The 17,778-nt window shown below is 68.1% G+C and carries 17 protein-coding genes and 1 other RNA gene; 10 read left to right on the forward strand and 8 right to left on the reverse strand.

What is annotated here, in order from left to right; translation table 11 throughout:
* From recG to CXG43_RS00820, 6 genes are all read right to left on the reverse strand, one after another.
* Positions 1-2,051 (reverse strand): ATP-dependent DNA helicase RecG (gene recG / locus CXG43_RS00795; protein WP_101098311.1); only part of this gene is annotated, 2,051 nt, incomplete at its 3' end.
* 61 nt (positions 2,052-2,112) lie between these two features.
* Complete coding sequence (locus CXG43_RS00800; RefSeq protein WP_101098300.1) at positions 2,113-2,499, reverse strand: RidA family protein; 387 nt, start codon at positions 2,497-2,499, stop codon at positions 2,113-2,115.
* A gap of 197 nt (positions 2,500-2,696) precedes the next feature.
* The gene (locus tag CXG43_RS00805; RefSeq protein ID WP_101098301.1) at positions 2,697-4,853 is read right to left on the reverse strand and encodes a bifunctional (p)ppGpp synthetase/guanosine-3',5'-bis(diphosphate) 3'-pyrophosphohydrolase; all 2,157 of its coding nucleotides are present in this window, start codon (positions 4,851-4,853) and stop codon (positions 2,697-2,699) included.
* Positions 4,854-4,955: 102 nt separating this feature from the next.
* Positions 4,956-5,255, reverse strand: coding sequence for a DNA-directed RNA polymerase subunit omega (gene rpoZ, locus CXG43_RS00810; protein WP_042614409.1), 300 nt, complete (start codon positions 5,253-5,255; stop codon positions 4,956-4,958).
* 110 nt (positions 5,256-5,365) lie between these two features.
* Entirely contained in the window at positions 5,366-6,031 is a 666-nt protein-coding gene (gene gmk, locus CXG43_RS00815) for a guanylate kinase (RefSeq protein WP_042614408.1), read from the reverse strand.
* Positions 6,028-6,888, reverse strand: coding sequence for a YicC/YloC family endoribonuclease (locus CXG43_RS00820; RefSeq protein WP_101098302.1), 861 nt, complete (start codon positions 6,886-6,888; stop codon positions 6,028-6,030). The genes gmk and CXG43_RS00820 overlap by 4 nt, the downstream gene beginning before the upstream one ends.
* Before the next feature lie 120 nt (positions 6,889-7,008).
* Between CXG43_RS00820 and rph the strand changes: the two genes are divergently transcribed.
* The 7 genes from rph to pepQ all read left to right on the forward strand — a co-directional run bounded on the left by rph (position 7,009) and on the right by pepQ (position 14,223).
* Positions 7,009-7,734 carry a ribonuclease PH gene (gene rph / locus CXG43_RS00825; RefSeq protein ID WP_101098303.1) on the forward strand — a complete coding sequence of 242 codons (726 nt, stop codon included), beginning with the start codon at positions 7,009-7,011 and terminating at the stop codon, positions 7,732-7,734.
* Positions 7,731-8,120, forward strand: a complete 390-nt coding sequence (locus CXG43_RS00830) for a VOC family protein (RefSeq protein ID WP_101098304.1) — start codon at positions 7,731-7,733, stop codon at positions 8,118-8,120. Before rph ends, CXG43_RS00830 begins: the two co-directional genes overlap by 4 nt.
* Entirely contained in the window at positions 8,120-8,734 is a 615-nt protein-coding gene (gene rdgB, locus CXG43_RS00835) for an RdgB/HAM1 family non-canonical purine NTP pyrophosphatase (protein ID WP_101098305.1), read from the forward strand. Before CXG43_RS00830 ends, rdgB begins: the two co-directional genes overlap by 1 nt.
* 9 nt (positions 8,735-8,743) lie before the next feature.
* A complete protein-coding gene (gene hemW / locus CXG43_RS00840) occupies positions 8,744-9,973 on the forward strand; it encodes a radical SAM family heme chaperone HemW (protein ID WP_101098306.1) in 1,230 nt (409 codons plus the stop codon).
* A 62-nt stretch (positions 9,974-10,035) separates the two neighbouring features.
* The gene (locus CXG43_RS00845) at positions 10,036-12,459 is read left to right on the forward strand and encodes a DUF1631 family protein (protein WP_232767508.1); all 2,424 of its coding nucleotides are present in this window, start codon (positions 10,036-10,038) and stop codon (positions 12,457-12,459) included.
* The gene (locus CXG43_RS00850; protein ID WP_101098308.1) at positions 12,456-12,818 is read left to right on the forward strand and encodes a PilZ domain-containing protein; all 363 of its coding nucleotides are present in this window, start codon (positions 12,456-12,458) and stop codon (positions 12,816-12,818) included. Before CXG43_RS00845 ends, CXG43_RS00850 begins: the two co-directional genes overlap by 4 nt.
* 73 nt (positions 12,819-12,891) lie before the next feature.
* Positions 12,892-14,223: a Xaa-Pro dipeptidase gene (gene pepQ / locus CXG43_RS00855; protein WP_101098309.1), complete on the forward strand. Its 1,332-nt coding sequence runs from the start codon at positions 12,892-12,894 to the stop codon at positions 14,221-14,223.
* A 563-nt stretch (positions 14,224-14,786) separates the two neighbouring features.
* Here the strand turns inward: pepQ and CXG43_RS00860 are convergent.
* Positions 14,787-16,109: an aminopeptidase P N-terminal domain-containing protein gene (locus CXG43_RS00860; RefSeq protein ID WP_101098312.1), complete on the reverse strand. Its 1,323-nt coding sequence runs from the start codon at positions 16,107-16,109 to the stop codon at positions 14,787-14,789.
* A gap of 20 nt (positions 16,110-16,129) precedes the next feature.
* Positions 16,130-16,678, reverse strand: a complete 549-nt coding sequence (locus CXG43_RS00865; RefSeq protein ID WP_101098313.1) for a UPF0149 family protein — start codon at positions 16,676-16,678, stop codon at positions 16,130-16,132.
* A gap of 141 nt (positions 16,679-16,819) precedes the next feature.
* Between CXG43_RS00865 and CXG43_RS00870 the strand changes: the two genes are divergently transcribed.
* The 3 genes from CXG43_RS00870 (at position 16,820) to ssrS (ending at position 17,597) form a co-directional block, all read left to right on the forward strand.
* Positions 16,820-17,041, forward strand: coding sequence for a TIGR02449 family protein (locus CXG43_RS00870; protein WP_057509155.1), 222 nt, complete (start codon positions 16,820-16,822; stop codon positions 17,039-17,041).
* Entirely contained in the window at positions 17,038-17,331 is a 294-nt protein-coding gene (gene zapA / locus CXG43_RS00875) for a cell division protein ZapA (protein WP_101098310.1), read from the forward strand. Before CXG43_RS00870 ends, zapA begins: the two co-directional genes overlap by 4 nt.
* Before the next feature lie 80 nt (positions 17,332-17,411).
* A non-coding RNA gene (ssrS, locus tag CXG43_RS00880) (6S RNA) lies at positions 17,412-17,597 on the forward strand.
* Positions 17,598-17,778: the final 181 nt, after the last annotated feature.

Raw genomic sequence — 17,778 nt, forward strand, 5'->3', positions numbered from 1 at the left:
CAGGCCGAGGCGTAACGCACGGCGGTGCCGATCCAGCGGTCGACCACCCGGTCGGCCAGGCCGGGCTGCTCCTGCAGCAGCCGTTCGGCCAGTGCGTGCACGTCCGGCAGCAGGTTGGCGTCGCGCGCCAGGTCGGCGATGCGGAAACCGGCCAGGCCGGTCTGCCGGGTGCCCAGCAACTCGCCCGGGCCGCGCAGCTCCAGGTCTTTCTCGGCGATGACAAAGCCATCATTGGTCTCGCGCATGGTCTGCAGGCGTTCGCGCGCCATCGTCGACAACGGCGTCTGGTACAGCAGCATGCAGCGCGACACCGCCGATCCGCGCCCTACCCGCCCGCGCAGCTGGTGCAGCTGCGCCAACCCCAATCGTTCGGCGTTCTCGATCACCATCAACGACGCATTGGGGACGTCCACGCCCACTTCGATCACGGTGGTCGCCACCAGCAGATCGATCTGCCCGGCCTTGAACGCCACCATCGTCGCCAGTTTTTCGGCGGCCTTCAGGCGCCCGTGCACCAGCCCGACACGCACGCCCGGCAGCAGCGCCTGCAGTGACTCGTAGGTGGCCTGCGCCGGCGTGGCATCGAGCTCCTCGCTTTCTTCGATCAGCGTGCAGACCCAGTACACCTGGCGTCCCTCGCTGCAGGCCAGCGCGATCCGCTCGATCAGCTCGGGGCGGCGATCGGCGTTGAGCGCCACGGTCTGCACCGGGGTGCGCCCGGGCGGCAGTTCATCGATGGCCGACACATCCAGATCGGCATATTCGGACATCGCCAGCGTGCGCGGAATCGGCGTGGCGGTCATCACCAGCTGGTGCGGCACGCTGTTGCCGCCCGCGCCCTTGTCGCGCAACGCCAACCGCTGGTGCACGCCGAAGCGGTGCTGCTCATCGACGATCGCCAGCGCAAGGTCCTGGAACACCACCGCGTCCTGCATCAACGCATGGGTGCCGACCACCACCTTCGCCTCGCCGTTGGCCACATCGGCCAGCACCTTGGCACGAGCCTTGCCGGTGACCTTGCCGGCCAGCCAGGCGACCTGCACGCCCAGCGGTTCCAGCCAGCCGCGCAGGTTGTTGAGATGCTGTTCGGCCAGCAGTTCGGTGGGCGCGGCCAGCGCGACCTGCTTGCCCTGCTCCACCGCCAGCATGGCCGCCAATGCGGCCACCACCGTCTTGCCCGAACCGACGTCACCCTGCACCAGCCGCAACATCGGGCTGGGCCGGGCGAGGTCGTCGCGGATCTGCTTGAACACGCGCTGCTGCGCGCCGGTCAAGGCAAACGGCAGCTGCTTGAGCAGCGCCTTGGCCAGCCTTCCCGGCCCGTCCAGCGGCGGCGCATGGTGGGCCTGCAGGGCGATGCGCTGGCGGCGCAGGCTCAGGTGGTGGGCGAGCAGTTCTTCCAGCGCCAGCCGGCGCTGTGCGGGATGGATGCCATTGGCCAGCGCGGAAAGATCCGCATCCTGCGGCGGCTGGTGCACGGTCAGCAGTGCGCTGCGCAACGATGGCAGGCCCAGGCCATCCAGCCATCCGGGGGGCAGCAGTTCCAGCAGGGATTCGTCCGGCAAGCGCTCCAGCGCCTGCAGGATCAGCTTGCGCATGGTTGCCGGGCCGACCCCTTCCACTGCCGGGTACACCGGATCCAGCCTGTCCCCCAGCGCAGGATCATCGTGGCGCCCCAGCACCTGGTAACTGGGATGGACGATCTCCAGGCCCAGCTGGCCGGGCCGCGGGGTACCGAAGCAGCGCAGCCGGTTGCCGACCGCGAACTGCCCGAGCTGCTGCTGGCGGAAATGGAAGAAACGCAGCACCAGCGTGCCGCGCCCTTCGTCTTCAATGGCGACCTTGAGCATCGGCCGGTAGCGCATGCCGCGCTCCACCGCCAACACCCGGCCTTCGACCTGCGCCGGCACGCCTGAACGCAGGTCTTCGATCAGGGTCAACCGGGTCCGGTCTTCATAGCGCAGCGGCAGGTGCAGCCACAGATCCTGCAGCGTGCCCAGGCCGCGCGCCTGCAGCTTGCCGGCCACCGCCGGACCGACCCCGGCGAGCATCGCCAGCGAGGCTTCACCGGACGGAGCCAGTGCAGGGGCGGCCTTGCGTGCCACGCAGGGTTCAGCCGATGACCATCACCGCATCGACTTCGAAGTTGGCGCCCTTCGGCAGGCCGGAGACTTCGATGGTCGAACGCGCCGGGAACGGCGCCTTGAAATAGTCCTGCATGACGGCGTTGACCTTGGCGAACTCGGCCAGGTCGGTCAGGTACAGGCCCAGGCGGACGACCTGGTCGAGCGAGCCGCCGGCTTCCTCGGCCACGGCCTTGAGGTTGTCGAAGGCACGACGGGCCTGGGCTTCCACGTCACCGACGCCGACGATGTCGCCAGTGGCCGGGTCCAGCGGGATCTGGCCGGAGAAGTACACGGTGTTGCCGGCGCGCACGGCCTGCGAGTAAGGACCGATGGCGGCGGGGGCCTTTTCGGTGTTGATGATCTGGCGGGTCATGGGGGCTCCGGTATCAGGAAAAACAGAGCGTCCATTGTACCGCCCGGGGCGCTTGTATCGGTGGGTGGCGCAGCCGTGCTGGTGGGTGACGAAGCCATGCTGGTGGGTGACGACCGTTGGTCGTCACGCTCTTGTTCCAGGCAGAAGCGTGACGACCAACGGTCGTCACCCACCAGCATGGCTTCGTCACCCCACCATTACTGGCGACGCACCGATTGCACCACCGACAGGCGACGCAGCCGGCGCATGACTTCGGCAAGGTGGTTGCGGTCGCGCACCTGCACGTTGAAGGCCAGCACGGCGGCATTGAAGTCGCGGTCCAGGTAGTCCACGCGTTCAATGTTCGACTGGCTCTGCGCGATCGCCGCGGCCAGCTGCGCCAGCACGCCGGTACCGTTCTCCACTTCGACCACCAGCGAGGTGTCGTAGTCGCCGGACACCGACGAATCCCAACCGATCGGTACCCAGCGCTCCGGCGACTTGCGCAGCTCGGCCAGGTTCGGGCAGTCCATCCGGTGCACCACGATGCCCTTGCCGGCGGTGTGGTAGCCCATTATCTCATCGCCTGGAATCGGCTGGCAGCAGTTGGCGAAGGTGACCACGCCGCGTTCGCTGCCGTTGATCAGAATCTTTTCCTGCGAATGGTGACGTGCACCGCCACGCAGTTCGGCGTAGGCCATCAGCGCCTGCGCGGCCTGCGTCGGCATCCAGTTGCCCAGCGCCACTTCGGCCAGCAGCGCCTCCAGCCGCGGGAACCGGTGCTCGGCCAGGAATGCATCCAGGCGACCCTTGGGCAGGCGCTCCAGCGACGAATCCATCGCTTCCAGCGCACGATCAAGCATGCGGTGGCCCAGCTGCACGGCGTCTTCGTGCTCGAGCTGCTTGAGCTGGTGGCGGATGGCCGTGCGGGCCTTGCTGGTGACCACGAATTCCAGCCACTGCGGCTTGGGCGTGGCCGAACGGGCGGTGATGATCTCGATTGTCTGGCCACTGACCAGCTTGGTGCGCAACGGCACCAGCTTCTTGTCCACCCGTGACGCCACTGCCGTATTGCCGACGTCGGTATGCACCGCGTAGGCGAAGTCCAACGCGGTCGCATTGCGCGGCAGGGCCATGATCTTGCCCTTCGGCGTGAACAGGTAGACCTCGTCCGGGAACAGGTCGACCTTGACGTTGTCGAGGAACTCCAGCGAGGAACCGGCCGCGCGCTGGGAGTCGATCAGTTCGACGATCCACGCATGGGCACGGCTCTGCGCGCTGTTGGGGGTGTCGCCACCGAACTTGTAGGTCCAGTGCGCGGCCACGCCGCGTTCGGCGATCAGGTCCATTTCCTCCGTGCGGATCTGCACTTCGATCGGCGAGCCGTACGGGCCGAACAGCACCGTGTGCAGCGACTGGTAGCCGTTGGCCTTGGGAATGGCGATGAAGTCGCGGAAGCGGCCGTCCAGCGGCTTGAACGCGGCATGCACCGCGCCCAGCGCGTGGTAGGCGTTGGGCACGCTGCGCACCACCAGCCGGAAACCGAACACATCCATGACCTGGTCGAAGGATTTGTTCTCGTCGTGCATCTTGTTGTAGATGCTCCACGGGGTCTTGATCCGGCTGACCAGCCGATGTTCCAGCCCTTCCTTGGCCAGGCGCTGGCTGAGCTGCACTTCCACCTGCGCCATCGCTTCGCGGCGTACCACCGGCTGGCTGCGGATGTGCTTTTCCAGGATCGCATGGCGCCACGGATACAGCGCCTTGAAACCGAGGTTCTGCAGTTCGCTCTTGACCAGGCTCATGCCCAGCCGCTGCGCGATGGGCGCATAGATTTCCAGCGTCTCGCGCGCGATCCGGCCGCGCGCCTCGCTGCTCTGCGCGCCCAGCGTGCGCATGTTGTGCAGGCGGTCGGCCAGCTTGATCATGATCACGCGCAGGTCGCGCGACATCGCCAGCAGCATCTTGCGGAAGCTCTCGGCGGCCGCTTCCTGGCGGTCGCGGAACTTCAGCTTGTCCAGCTTGGTGACCCCGTCCACCAGTTCGGCCACCGGTTCGCCGAACTCGGCGGCCAGCTCTTCGCGGGTCAGCGGCGTGTCTTCGATGGTGTCGTGCAGGATCGCAGCGATCAGCGCTTCCATGTCCAGCCCCAGCTCGGCCAGCACCTGCGCCACGGCAACCGGGTGGGTGATGTAGGGCTCACCGGACTTGCGGGTCTGACCGGCGTGCGCGGCGGCCCCCACTTCCCACGCACGGCGCAGCAGTGGCAGCTGCTCCGGCGGCAGGTAGTGCGCTGCGCGCTCGAGTTGAAGGACGTAATCGGGTACATCCGCGCGGGACGGCGCGGCTACCTTGGCAGTGGGGCCTGGGTTCATGGCCGAAGCCTATGCCAGCGTCACAATTTCAGCAAATCCTGAATGCGAAACAGCCCGCTTGCGGCGGGCTGTTTCGCATCTGGCCAAGGGTGTCGACTGGACTCAGTCGTCGTTCTTGGACATGTCCTCGTCGGCGACCACTTCGGCGGCGGCCCATTCCAGCGCTTCACGCTCGGCACGCTCGCGCTCGGCCTTCTCGACTTCGTCGATCAGCGCGTTGTCGATGCGACGGGCGGCAATTTCGCGCAGCGCCAGCACGGTCGGCTTGTCTTCGGTTTCGCTGTTGTCCAGCGTGGCCTGCACGCCGTTGGCAAGCTGGCGGGCGCGCTTGGACGCCATCATGACCAGCTCGAAACGGTTGTTAACGACTTCCAGGCAATCTTCTACGGTGATGCGGGCCATACGGGCTCCCGGCGACCGGTCGGCCGCTCAGTCGAATGAGGGAAAGGGGACGGAGTGTAAGGGCAGGGGCTGGACAAAATCAAGCCAACCCTTCCCTGTTCCTTTTGCAATCAGTCAGTTGCAGAAGGATCTGCGGTCAAAAGGGCCTGGATCAGCCCGGCATGACGGACCTTCTGCGCTTCGCGGCGCAGCCGGCTGGCGGTGAAGATGGCGCACAGCTCATCCACCGCGGTGTCGAAGATCTCGTTGACGATGACGTAGTCGAAGTCGTTGAAATGCAGCATTTCCTCGCGCGCGGCCGACAGCCGCTGGCTGATCACCGCCTCGCTGTCCTGGCCGCGCTTGCGCATGCGGTCCTGCAGCGCCTGCTTCGATGGCGGCAGGATGAACACCGTCACCGTGCCGGGCACCAGCTGGCGCACCTGCTGCGCGCCCTGCCAGTCGATTTCCAGCAGCACGTCCTGGCCGGCGGCCAGCTGCGGCTCCACCGACTGCCGGGCGGTGCCCTTCCAGTCGCCGTGCACCCAGGCGTGTTCAAAGAAATCGCCGGCGGCGATCATCGCCTCGAACTCGGTCGCGCTGACGAAATGGTAGTGCTCGCCGTTGACCTCGCCCGGACGCGTGGCCCGCGAGGTGAACGAGATCGACAGCGCGATCTGCGGGTCGCGCGCCAGGGTGGCGTTGACGATGCTGCTCTTGCCGGCACCGGAAGGCGCGGCAACGATGTACAGGGTGCCGCGCGCGGGCGTGCCGACCGGGGAAGGTTGGATGCTCATTCGATGTTCTGTACCTGTTCGCGGATCTGGTCGATCAGCACTTTCAGCTCCACCGCAGCATTGGAGGTGCGGCTGTCCACCGACTTGGAGCCCAGCGTATTGGCTTCGCGGTTGAACTCCTGCAGCAGGAAGTCCAGCCGGCGCCCGACCGGATCGCGCTGCTTCAGCACGCGGCGGATTTCCACGATATGGCTGCCGAGGCGGTCCAGCTCTTCATCCACGTCCAGCTTCTGCAGCCACATCACCAGTTCCTGCTCGGCGCGGCCCGGATCTACCGGGTGCGGCAGGTCGGCCAGGCGCGCGGCCAGTTTGACCCGCTGGCCTTCGCGGATCGCGGGAATCAGGGTGCGCACGTCCGCAGCGATGCGCTCGATGGCATCCACCCGTTCACTGATGGCGGTTGCCAGCTTGTCGCCTTCGCGTTCGCGCCCAGCGATGAAGCCGTCCAGGGTCTGTTCCAGCAGCGCCAGCGCCTCGGCCTGCAGCGCGGTGGCATCGGCGGCTTCGCCCTGCATCACGCCGGGCAGCTGCAGCAGGTCGGTGAAGCTGACCTGCAGGTTGGGGAAGTCGGACGTCAGCCGGTGCGCCAGCTGGCCCAGCTGGCCCAGCAGAACGTCGTTGACCTGCAGGCTGGCTGAGGTTTCCGGCGTGCGCAGGCGCATCACCAGGTCCAGCTTGCCGCGGCTCAGGCGTGCGGAAATGCGTTCACGCAGCTGCGGTTCCAGCGCGCGCAGTTCCTCCGGCAGGCGGGTGCCGACTTCAAGGAACCGGTGATTCACCGAGCGCAGCTCGCAGCCCAGCGTGCCCCAGGCGGTGGCGCGCTCGCCCCCGGCGTAAGCGGTCATGCTTCGGATCATGGGGTTTTCCAGATGCTCCCAAAGAGGGAATGGTACCCTAGCGGCTTCATTCGAGCCTCCTGCCTGCCCCCTCCCCGGCGCGGGCATGGACCCGTTCCCCCGCTCCAACGGTACCCCGCCATGTCCGATACCCGCCCCAGTGGCCGCCAGCCTGACCAGATGCGCCAGGTCACCCTCCAACGCGGTTTCACCCGCCACGCCGAAGGCTCGGTGCTGGTCTGCTTCGGCGAAACCCGCGTGCTGTGCACCGCCACCGTGGAAAACCGCGTGCCGGGCTTCCTGCGTGGCAAGGGCGAAGGCTGGGTCACCGCCGAATACGGCATGCTGCCGCGCGCCACCCACACCCGCAGCGACCGCGAAGCAGCGCGTGGCAAGCAGGGCGGCCGCACGCTGGAAATCCAGCGTCTGATCGGCCGCAGCCTGCGCGCCTGCGTGGACCGCAATGCGCTGGGCGAGCGCACCATCACCCTGGACTGCGACGTGCTGCAGGCCGACGGCGGCACCCGCACCGCGGCCATCACCGGCGCCTACGTGGCCCTGGCCGATGCAGTGAACCTGCTGCTCAAACGCGGTGACATCAAGCGCAACCCGATCATCGGCGCGGTGGCGGCGGTATCGGTGGGCGTCTACCGCGGCGCCCCGGTGCTGGACCTGGACTATGCCGAAGACAGCGACTGCGACACCGACATGAATGTCGTCATGAACGATGGCGGCGGCTTCATTGAACTGCAGGGCACCGCAGAAGGCCACGCGTTCCGTCGCGACGAACTGGATGCGCTGCTGGCGCTGGCCGACAAGGGCGTGGGCGAGCTGCTGGCCGCGCAGCAGGCGGCACTGGCCGCATGAGTCGCCGGCTGGCCCTGACCACCTTGCTGGTGGATGACTACGACCGCGCGATCGCCTGGTTCACCGGTGCGCTCGGCTTCCACCTGCAGCAGGACATCGACCAGGGCGGCGGCAAGCGCTGGGTGGTGGTATCGCCCGCCACCGACGGCGCTGCCGGGCTGCTGCTGGCGCGCGCCAGTTCGGACGTGCAGGCCGCGCGGATCGGCGACCAGACCGGTGGACGGGTCGGCTTCTTCCTGGAGACCGACGACTTCGCGCGTGACCACGCCGCGATGCTGGCTGCGGGCGTGGAGTTCCTCGAAGCACCGCGCAGGGAACCCTATGCCACCGTGGCGGTGTTCCGCGACCTGTACGGCAACACCTGGGACCTGCTGGAGCTGGCCTGATGCGTCTTCCCGCTACTGCCAAACTGGTACTTGCCAGCCACAACGCCGGCAAGCTGAAGGAGATGCAGGCGATGCTGGCCGACCTGCCGCTGCAGATCCTGTCGGCCGCCGATGCCGGGGTGGGCGATGTGCCCGAAACCGGCCTGACCTTCGTGGAAAACGCATTGATCAAGGCGCGTGCGGCCTGCCAGGCCAGCGGCCTGCCCGCGCTGGCCGACGACTCCGGCCTGATCGTGGACGCCCTCGGCGGCGCACCGGGACTGTACAGCGCGCGCTACGCCGGCAGCCCCACCGACGATGCCGCCAACAACGCCAAGCTGCTGGCCGACCTGCGCGATGTACCTGCCGGGCAGCGCACCGCACGCTTCTTCGCGGTGATCGTACTGCTGCGCCACGCCGCCGATCCGCAGCCGCTGGTCTGCGAAGGCAGCTGGGAAGGCGTGATCCTGGAGGCGCCGCGCGGCCACAACGGATTCGGCTACAACCCGGTGTTCCTGGACCCGCGTCATGGGCTGACCGCCGCGGAAATGGAGCCTGCCCTGAAGAATACGCTCAGCCACCGTGCGCTGGCCCTGCAGCAGCTGAAGCAGCGGCTGTCCTCGCTTTCCCTGTAACCGACGCTGATGCCCGCCCTCATTCCGCCGCCGCTGTCGCTCTACGTGCACCTGCCTTGGTGCGTGCGCAAATGCCCGTACTGCGATTTCAACTCGCACCAGGCCAAGGGCGAACTGCCCTTCGATGCTTACATCGATGCGCTGGTGCGCGACCTGGACCAGGACCTGCCGCTGGTATGGGGACGGGTGGTGCACAGCGTATTCTTCGGCGGCGGCACGCCCAGCCTGTTCCCGGCCGAGGCGATCGACCGCTTCCTGCAGCAGGCCTCGGCGCGGCTGCGCTTCGCCCCGAACGCCGAAGTCACCCTGGAGACCAACCCGGGCACGACCGAGCATGGCCGTTTCGACGGCTACCGTGCGGCTGGTGTCAACCGGCTCAGCTTCGGCATCCAGACCTTCAACGACGACGCGCTCAAGCGCCTGGGCCGTATCCATGACAGCGCCGAAGCCGAGCGCGCGGTCAAGATGGCGCAGGATGCAGGCTTGGACAATTTCAACATCGACCTGATGTATGCCCTGCCCGGGCAGACCCTGGCCGCCGCCGAGCACGACCTGGAGCGCGCCTTCGCGCTCCAGCCGGCGCATCTTTCGCACTACCAGCTCACGCTGGAACCGAACACGGTGTTCTTCGCCCGCCCGCCACAGGGCATTCCGGACGAAGACAGCGCGTGGGACATGCAGGAACACTGCCAGGCGCTGCTGGCGCAGGCCGGCTTCGACCAGTACGAGGTCAGTGCCTATGCGCGGCCCGGGCGGCAGAGTGCGCACAACCTGAATTACTGGCGCTTCGGCGACTACCTCGGCATCGGTGCCGGTGCGCACGGCAAGATCAGCTCCGGGGCCGAGCAGAACGTGCGCCGGCGCTGGAAGCTGAAGCATCCGCAGGCCTACATGGACGCCGCCGGCAGCCCTGCCAGCTTCGGCGGCGATGACATCATCGCGGCGGACCGGCTGCCGTTCGAGTACATGCTCAACCTGCTGCGCCTGCACGAAGGCTTCAGCCTGCGCGACTTCCAGTCGCGTACCGGGCTGACGGCCAGCGCGATCGATGCGCCGCTGCAACAGGCGCTGCAGCGCGGCTGGCTGGAACGCGTGGGCGGCGGCCATGATCACGGACATGGCTGCGACGACCACGGCTGTGCGGGCGCGGACGCCCACGACCACGGCGGGCTGCTGCGGCCGACGGAGCTGGGACGCCGCTTCACCAACGATGTGGTGGAGCTGTTCCTGGGCGAGTAGCGCCGCCCCGCCCGACACGGTAGATTCCGAGCCCGACCCCGGGAAAACGGATGCCCAGCCCCATGCCCTCCTCGCCTCCGCCGATGCCTGAGGACACTGCACGCTTCGCCGCGGTCGACGCCCCACCGCGCGTGCGCCGGCTGCTGGGCGCGCTGCTGGCGCTGTCGCGGCAGTCGTTGACCGCGCCGCTGACGCTGACCGTGGTTGAGCTGGAGCGTGAACTGCTGCGCGAGGCCGAGCGCGCCCGCAACAGCCAGGTGCAGGCCGACCTGTTGGCGCAGGCCCGTCAGATCCATCCCTTCGCCGAAGGCTTCAGCCACCGCTTCCTGGAACACCTCGCGCAGGCCTTGGCGGCGCTGTTCGCGCCTGCCAGCGAAGCACCGGCGGCAGCCGAACCGCCGCGCCCGTCGATGTCCGCGCTGACCCTGGTCAACGACACCGACATCGATCGCGACATCGTGCTCAACGAGATCATGCGGCGCGAAATACTGCGCTCGGCCAACGCGCTGCAACTGCTCGGACAGCGGCTGGCGGTGCTGGCCGCCGCGCCGGCGCTGGATGCCGAGCATGTACCGTTCGGCCCGGTGATCCTGTGCGGCATCGTGCGCCGGATCGGCGATGAAGGCGGGCTCGAACTGGAAGCCCAGCTGGCGCTGTATCGCAGCTTCGAACGCCAGGTGCTGGAGCGGCTGGGCGAGCTGCTGGAGCGCGCCAACGTGCTGCTGGGTCACGAAGGCGTGCTGCCCGGACTGGTCTACACCCCTTACCTGGCGCGCTCGGCGGCGACCCGCCGGATCGTCACCCAGCCAGGCCGCAGCCAAGCCGGGGCCGCACGCGCCCGCACCACGCCGGTCACCAGCTGGAACGGTGCCAGCAGCACTGCCGCCAGTTCCTGGTCGGCGATGATGCAGGCCGAACTGGGCGGGCATCCCGCCCAGAACGGCGCGCCCCAGCCGCCGCCGCTGCCCACCGGTGCGCCGGATCAACCGGCGACCGCGCCCCCGGTGGTGGACCTCGCAGCGCCGGCCATGAGCGCACTGCACGAACTGCTCGCCGGTGCGCGGCAGGCGATGGCCGCCGAGGTGGCTCCGTCGCACCGCCCGGAGGCACCGCTGCCGGGCGCTGCGGTGGCAGACGAACGCGCCGTGGCGGGGGGTACGGCCGATGCCAACGCGGTACCCAGCGCGATGGTCGACGCGATCCTCGGGCAGCTGCAAGCACGCATCGCCGGCGGCGCCACCTCACGCAGCATGTCCGACCTGCAGACCGCCCTGCTGACCCAGCTGCGCGCCGAACACGGCGAGCAGGCGGCGCTGACGGTCAAGGATGGCGACACGCTGGACCTGCTCGGCCTGTTGTTGCAACAGATCCGTCAGGAGCAGCGTCCGCAGACCGCAGGCAACGACCTGGTCGGCAGGCTGCAGGTGCCGCTGGCACGCGCCGCGCTGGCCGACCCGGGCTTCTTCGTGCGCGACGAGCACCCGGCCCGCGAGCTGCTCAACACCATCGCCGAACTGGGCGCCAGCGGCCTGCAGGAAGATGACCTGGACCCGCAGTTGGTGCAGAAGCTGGAGCGCACGGTGGATACCGTGGTGGCGCAGTACCACGACGATCCGGCCGTGTTCGCCGCCGCCAACGAAGAAGTACAGCAGCACTTCCGTGCCGCTGCGCACAAGGCCGAGCTGGCCGAGCGCCGCCACGTGGAAGCCGCGCGCGGCAAGGAGCGGCTGGAGGTCGCACGCCAGCAGGCTGCCGCGCTGATTGAACAGGCCTGCGCGCAGGACCAGCCGCCGCGCTTCGTGCAGACGCTGCTGCGCCAGGCCTGGGCCGACGTGCTGACCCTGGCCCAGCTGCGCCACGGCGAAGACTCCGCACTGTGGCAGCAGCGCTTGCAGCAGACCGCGCGCATCACCGCGGTTACCGCCCAGCCCCCCGGCGGCGAGCATGCGGCCGACGACGTCCTGTTCGGCGAAATCGAGGCAGCCGTCGTGCAGATCGGCTGCCACCATGACGAAGCGCGAGCCATCGCGCGCCGCCTCTCCACCCCCGGCGGCGAAGACGACAGCACCTCGCGGACCGAGCTGAGCGCGCGGCTGAAGGCACGCACCCGGCTGGGCGAACAGGCCGAAGCCCATGACACCCGCCGGCTCGCACCGCTGGCACGCAGCAACGTCGAAGAAGACTGCTACCGACAGCTGCGCACGCTGCCGTTCGGCACCTGGTTCGAGTTCATCAGCAACCAGCAGGGCGACCTGCACCGCCAGCGCCTGTCCTGGTACAGCCTGGTCACCGAACATGCCCTGTTCGTCAATCCGCGCGGGCAGAAAGTGGCCGAGTACACACTGGATACACTGGCCCGGCTGATGGCCCTGGAGCAGGCGCGCATCGTTACCGAAGACAAGGGGCGGCTGATCGATCGCGCCTGGCAGGCCACCCTGCGCACGCTGCGCTCGCTGGCCGGCACTGAACAAGGGGAAGCCGCATGAGCGCCGACGACGACAGCCCCGACACCCGCCGCGCGCCACGCCGCAACGTGACCGACCTGGTGCCGGTGACCGACCTGATCGCCGAACGCGTGGTCGGCCGCCTCGGCAATATTTCCGAGACCGGCATGCTGATGCTGGCCTCGGTGCCGCTGCGCGAAGACGCGCTGTACCAGCTGCAGTTCACCCTGCCACTGGCCGATGGCCGCGCCGCCCCGGTCGAGGTCGGCGTGCACCTGCTGTGGGCCGATCCGGCGCACGTGGCAGGACAGGCCTGGGCCGGTTTCCGCTTCATCACCCTCTCGCGCGAACACCGCGAACTGCTGCGCGGATGGATCGGACAGGAATCTCCGGCACCCTGAGCGCCGGTTCCGGCACAGCAGTCGCGCGGCGCATGCGGCACAATCAGGGGCTGTTTTCCAGCGAGTCACCGCGATGATCCAGCACGACCCCGGCGCCCTTTATCCCGACCACATGGCCGTGCTTTGCCGGCGGGCCGAAACAGCGCTGGCGCGCGGCGGTTTCGACCATCTGGTGGTTCCCAGCGGCACGCTGCACTACCACCTGTTCGACGACCGCGATTATCCCTATGCGGTGAATCCGCAGTTCAAGGCGTGGTTGCCGCTGACCCGCGTACCGCACAGCTGGCTGGTGTTCACCCCGGGCAAGCGTCCCACGGTGATCTTCCACCAACCCTTCGACTACTGGCACGTGGTGCCCGACGCACCGGGTGGCTGGTGGGTGGAGCACTTCGACATCCAGGTCATCCGCAAGCCGGAAGAAGCGCTGGCACTGCTGCCGCGCGACCGTTCGCGCTGCGCCGTGCTGGGCGAGGCGCAGAGCACGCTGGGCGAGTGGGTGCCGAACAACCCGGCGCCGGTGCTGGATTACCTGGAATACCACCGGGCTTGCAAAACGCCTTATGAGATCGCACTGATGCGCCAGGCGCAGGTGCTGGGCGTACGCGGCCATCGCGCCGCCGAAGCGGCGTTCCGCAACGGCGCCGATGAGTTTTCCATCCACATGGCGTACTGCGCGGCAGTCGGCCAGGATGCCAACGAGCTGCCGTACGGCAACATCGTGGCACTCAACGAGCACGCCGCCGTGCTGCACTACACCGAACTGGGCCGCACCGCGCCGCAGCCGCTGCGCAGCTTCCTGATCGATGCCGGCGCCAGCGCACTCGGCTATGCCAGCGACATCACCCGCACCCATGCGGCGCACGGCCACGACGAGTTCGCCGCGATGATCGGCGCGGTCGACGCCGCCCAGCAGCAGATGTGTGCTGCGGTCCGCCCGGGCTTCGACTACAAGCAGCTGCACGTGGACGCGCACCTGTCGTTGATGGGCGTACTGAAGGACTTCGGCGTGCTCAAGGTATCGCCGCAGACGGCGGTGGAAACCGGCATCAGCGCGGCCTTCTTCCCGCACGGCATCGGCCACCTGATCGGCCTGCAGGTGCACGACGTGGCGGGCTTCGCGGCAGGCGACGCCGGTGGCCGGATCGAACGTCCGTCAGGCCACCCCTACCTGCGCCTGACCCGCGTGCTGGAGGCGGGCATGGTGGTGACCATCGAGCCGGGCCTGTACTTCATCGACATGCTGCTGGACGAAGTGAAGCAGGCCGGCCATGGCGCCAGCATCGACTGGGATCGCGTGGATTTCTTCCGTCCTTACGGCGGGATCCGGATCGAGGACGAAGTGCTGTGCACTGATGGCGAGGCGGACAACCTGACCCGGCCGGAGTTTGTGTTGGCGAACGGGTGAAACCCCTCGCGGGTGGCGTTTAGAGCTGCAGCTGAGGGTGGGCCGGGCGGGGAGGCTGTGCGGGGCACGCGCAAGTACGTCCATGTAGCTCTTCGCGGCTCCTGCCGCTCAAGGCCCCGCACAGCCTCCCCGCCCGACCCCCGGACAGGTTCCGGTGGCCGCCACCCGCGTAAAAAAAGAAGAAGAAAAGCGGTAGCGCCGAAGGCAGCGGCAGGAGCCGCTGCCAACGTCGCTTGCGACGGCCCGCAGGGTGCCGGTCAGGACGACCGGCATAGCCATGCTCGGCGAGCGCAGCGGGCCGTTGGCGGAAACAGTCCGCCGACCATGGGTCGGCGCTACCGAAGGTCCCAACGCCACCATGGACCTGTCGAAGGTGGGGCGGGGTGGCTGTGCAGGACCGTCTTTTCGCATGGATGCGAAAAGCGAGCCTACACGGACGTACTTGCGGCGTGTCCTGCACAGCCACCCCGCCCCGCCGACACGCAGCGCTGCAGCTCTTGACGTTGACGTTGCCGTGGCTTGAAAAAAAGCGGGCCGCCGGGCCGCAGGCCCGGCAAACCCCCTCACCCCTGCATGAACGCTTCGATCTCGTCGGCGCTGCGCGCCAGGCCCTCGGTCAACACCCGATGCCCATCGGCGGTGATCAGCACGTCATCCTCGGTGCGGATGCCGATGCCGCGCCAGCGCGCCTCCACGCTGGTGTCGTCGGCACCGACATACAACCCCGGCTCGATGGTGAACACCATGCCCGGCTCCAGCAGCCGCGACTCACCCGCCAGGCGGTAATCACCGACGTCGTGCACGTCCATCCCGATCCAGTGCCCGGTCTTGTGGCGATAGAAGCGCTTGTACTGCTCCTGGGCGATGTTGTCCTCCACGCTGCCCTTGAGCAGCCCCAGCCGCAACAGCCCCTCGGTCAGCACCTGCACCGCGGCCAGGTGGCCCGCTTCATACGCCACGCCCGGCCGTGCCTGCGCCAGCGCGGCCGCCTGCGCGGCGCCGACCAGATCGTGCAGCGCGCGCTGTTCGGCAGTGAAGCGACCGTTGACCGGGAAGGTGCGGGTGATGTCGCTGGCATAGCCACGGTACTCCGCGCCGGCATCGATCAGCACCAGCTCACCGTCGCGCGTACGCGCGTTGTTGTCGCGGTAATGCAGGATGCAGCCGTTGCGCCCTGCACCGACGATGCTCGAATACGCCGGGCACGCATCATGGGCGCGGAACACCCGCTCCAGCTCGGCCTGCAGCTCATACTCATGGATGCCCGCGCGCGCAGCCCGCATCGCCGCGCAGTGCGCCTGCACGCTGATCTGCGCGGCCTGTTCCATCAGCGCAATCTCCGCGCCGGACTTGAACAGGCGCTGCTCGTGAAGCAGATGGCCCAGCTCCTGGAACTCGTGCGGGGGCTGCGCGCCATGGCGTACCTGTGAACGTACGCGGTTGACCCAGCCGATCAGCTTCAGGTCGAAATCCGCATCGCGCCCGAAGTGGTAATACACCCGCGAGCGCCCTTCCAGCATCCCCGGCAGAATGTCGTCGAGGTCCTCGATGGGATAGGCGTCGTCCATGCCGAAATCCGCCACGGCGCCTTCCTGGCCGGCACGACTGCCATCCCAGGCTTCACGCTCGGCATCGCGTTCGCGGCAGAACAGGATGACCTCGCCGTGCCGGCGCCCGGGAATCAGCACCAGTACCGCTTCGGGCTCCGGGAAGCCGCAGAGGTACTGGAAATCCGAATCCTGGCGGTACGGGTAATGCGTATCCAGGCTGCGCACTTTCTCCGAGGCGGCCGGCAGCACCAGGATCGCCTCATCGCCGGCCATCTCCATCAACTGGCGTCGGCGCCGCTTGTACTCGGCCGCGCCGATCCCGGTGCGCTGGCGCAGGTCCATGCGATCGCCCGCCATCAGTTGAGGCGCTGGCGGTGGCGCGCGGCCATGACGCAGTCACCGTGCAGCAGCAGCACGGCAATGCGGATGAATTCCTCGATCTCGGCCAGCGCTTCGTCGTCGTCCTCGCCGTCACTGTCGAAGTCCTCGCTGGACGCCTGGGCCAGCTTGGCCAGGTCGTTCAGGGCCTCCTCGCCCTCTTCGGACAGCGCCGGGCGCTTGTGCCCCGAACCCAGCCCGAAGCCCCCCAGGAACGCGCGCGCCCAGGTGAACAGGGCATCCACCTGCGGCTCGGTCTCGGTGCTGTCGCTGAGCAGCAGCTCGAAGCCGAAATCACGGTCCTCCAGCTGCTTGATGGTCACCTCCAGCAACTGCGCCAGCGCGCTGCCCTCGGCCACCGGCTGCAGCGCATCGTCGGCCAGCACGCGGGCCGGCCAGTCATTGCCCGGCGCGCCGCCAGCGGCCAGCCAGCCACACAGGCCGCCGTGCAGCTCGGCCGGGCTGGCGCCCAGCCCGAGCGCTGTGCTGGCACGGGAAACGTCGTCGATGGAAGGAAGTTCGGTCATCTGCGGGCTCATAGGTGATGGGGACGACCCACGCATTGCTGCCTGCGTCGTCGATGGGCTAGTTTAGAACGTGGCGCGTCGCCCCGCAGCCCGTGCCGCTGACGCTTGACCGTCATCCACGGCCCTGAGACTCTTGCCGCCATGGACCATCCCAGCCCGCTCGACCAGTTGCAGGCCTTCGCCGCCCGGGTGGAGGCGCTGCTTGAGCGTAACCAGCGGCTGGCCGAGGAGAACCGCAGCCTGCGCCACCAGCAGGAACAGCTGGTCAACGAACGCTCCACGCTGCTGGCCAAGAACGAGCAGGCCCGCTCGCGCGTGGAAGCGATGATCACCCGGCTCAAATCCCTGGAGCAGCACACATGAGCGGTGCCGAACCGGTAAACGTCCGCCTGCTTGATCGCGATTACACGGTCGGGGTCACCGCCGAGGAGCGCGACAGCCTGGTCGCCGCCTCGCGCCTGCTGGACGCCAAAATGCGCGAAATCCGCGGCAGCAACCGCATGGCGGCCGTCGACCGCGTCGCCGTGCTGGCGGCATTGAACCTGGCGCATGAGCTGCAGCAGCTGCGCGATGAAAACGCCCGCCAGGCCGTCGCCCTGCAGCAGACGTTGGCCGACATGAACCGTCGCCTGGACCGCGCGATCGACGCCTAACATCGTGGAGTCTGAATTGGCACGCACTGTTGCCGACGAACGGACTCCCCCTGCGCAGCGAGCTGGTTATACTGTTCCTGCGTTCTCTGCGGTACACGACGGCATGTGCAAACATTCGCCTTGTCCCTTAAGAACGACACCGGGAGCGCGACGGCGCCGGGAGTGCATGTCCGCCTTGCAGCGGGAAGCCCGATGGTTCCCCAGCGTTCCCACTTGAGCCCCTGGGTTCAAGGTCGTTTCGCATGCATCGTCATCGCGGAGAATGCAATATTCGACAAAGGCGGCGTCTTCGGATGTCGCCTTTGTTTTTTCCGGTCGGCGGCGCGGCACAATAGCGCCATGCCCTCCCCGCCCCCCTCGATACCCCCCCCCCGCAACGCCCTGCGCGCCGCACCCCGGCACCCTCCCCGTGACCCTCCCGCCGCCGCCCCGACCCACGCCGCCCCC

The sequence above is a fragment of the Stenotrophomonas sp. Bg11-02 genome (genome assembly GCF_002836635.1).
Taxonomy (GTDB): Bacteria; Pseudomonadota; Gammaproteobacteria; order Xanthomonadales; family Xanthomonadaceae; genus Stenotrophomonas; species Stenotrophomonas lacuserhaii.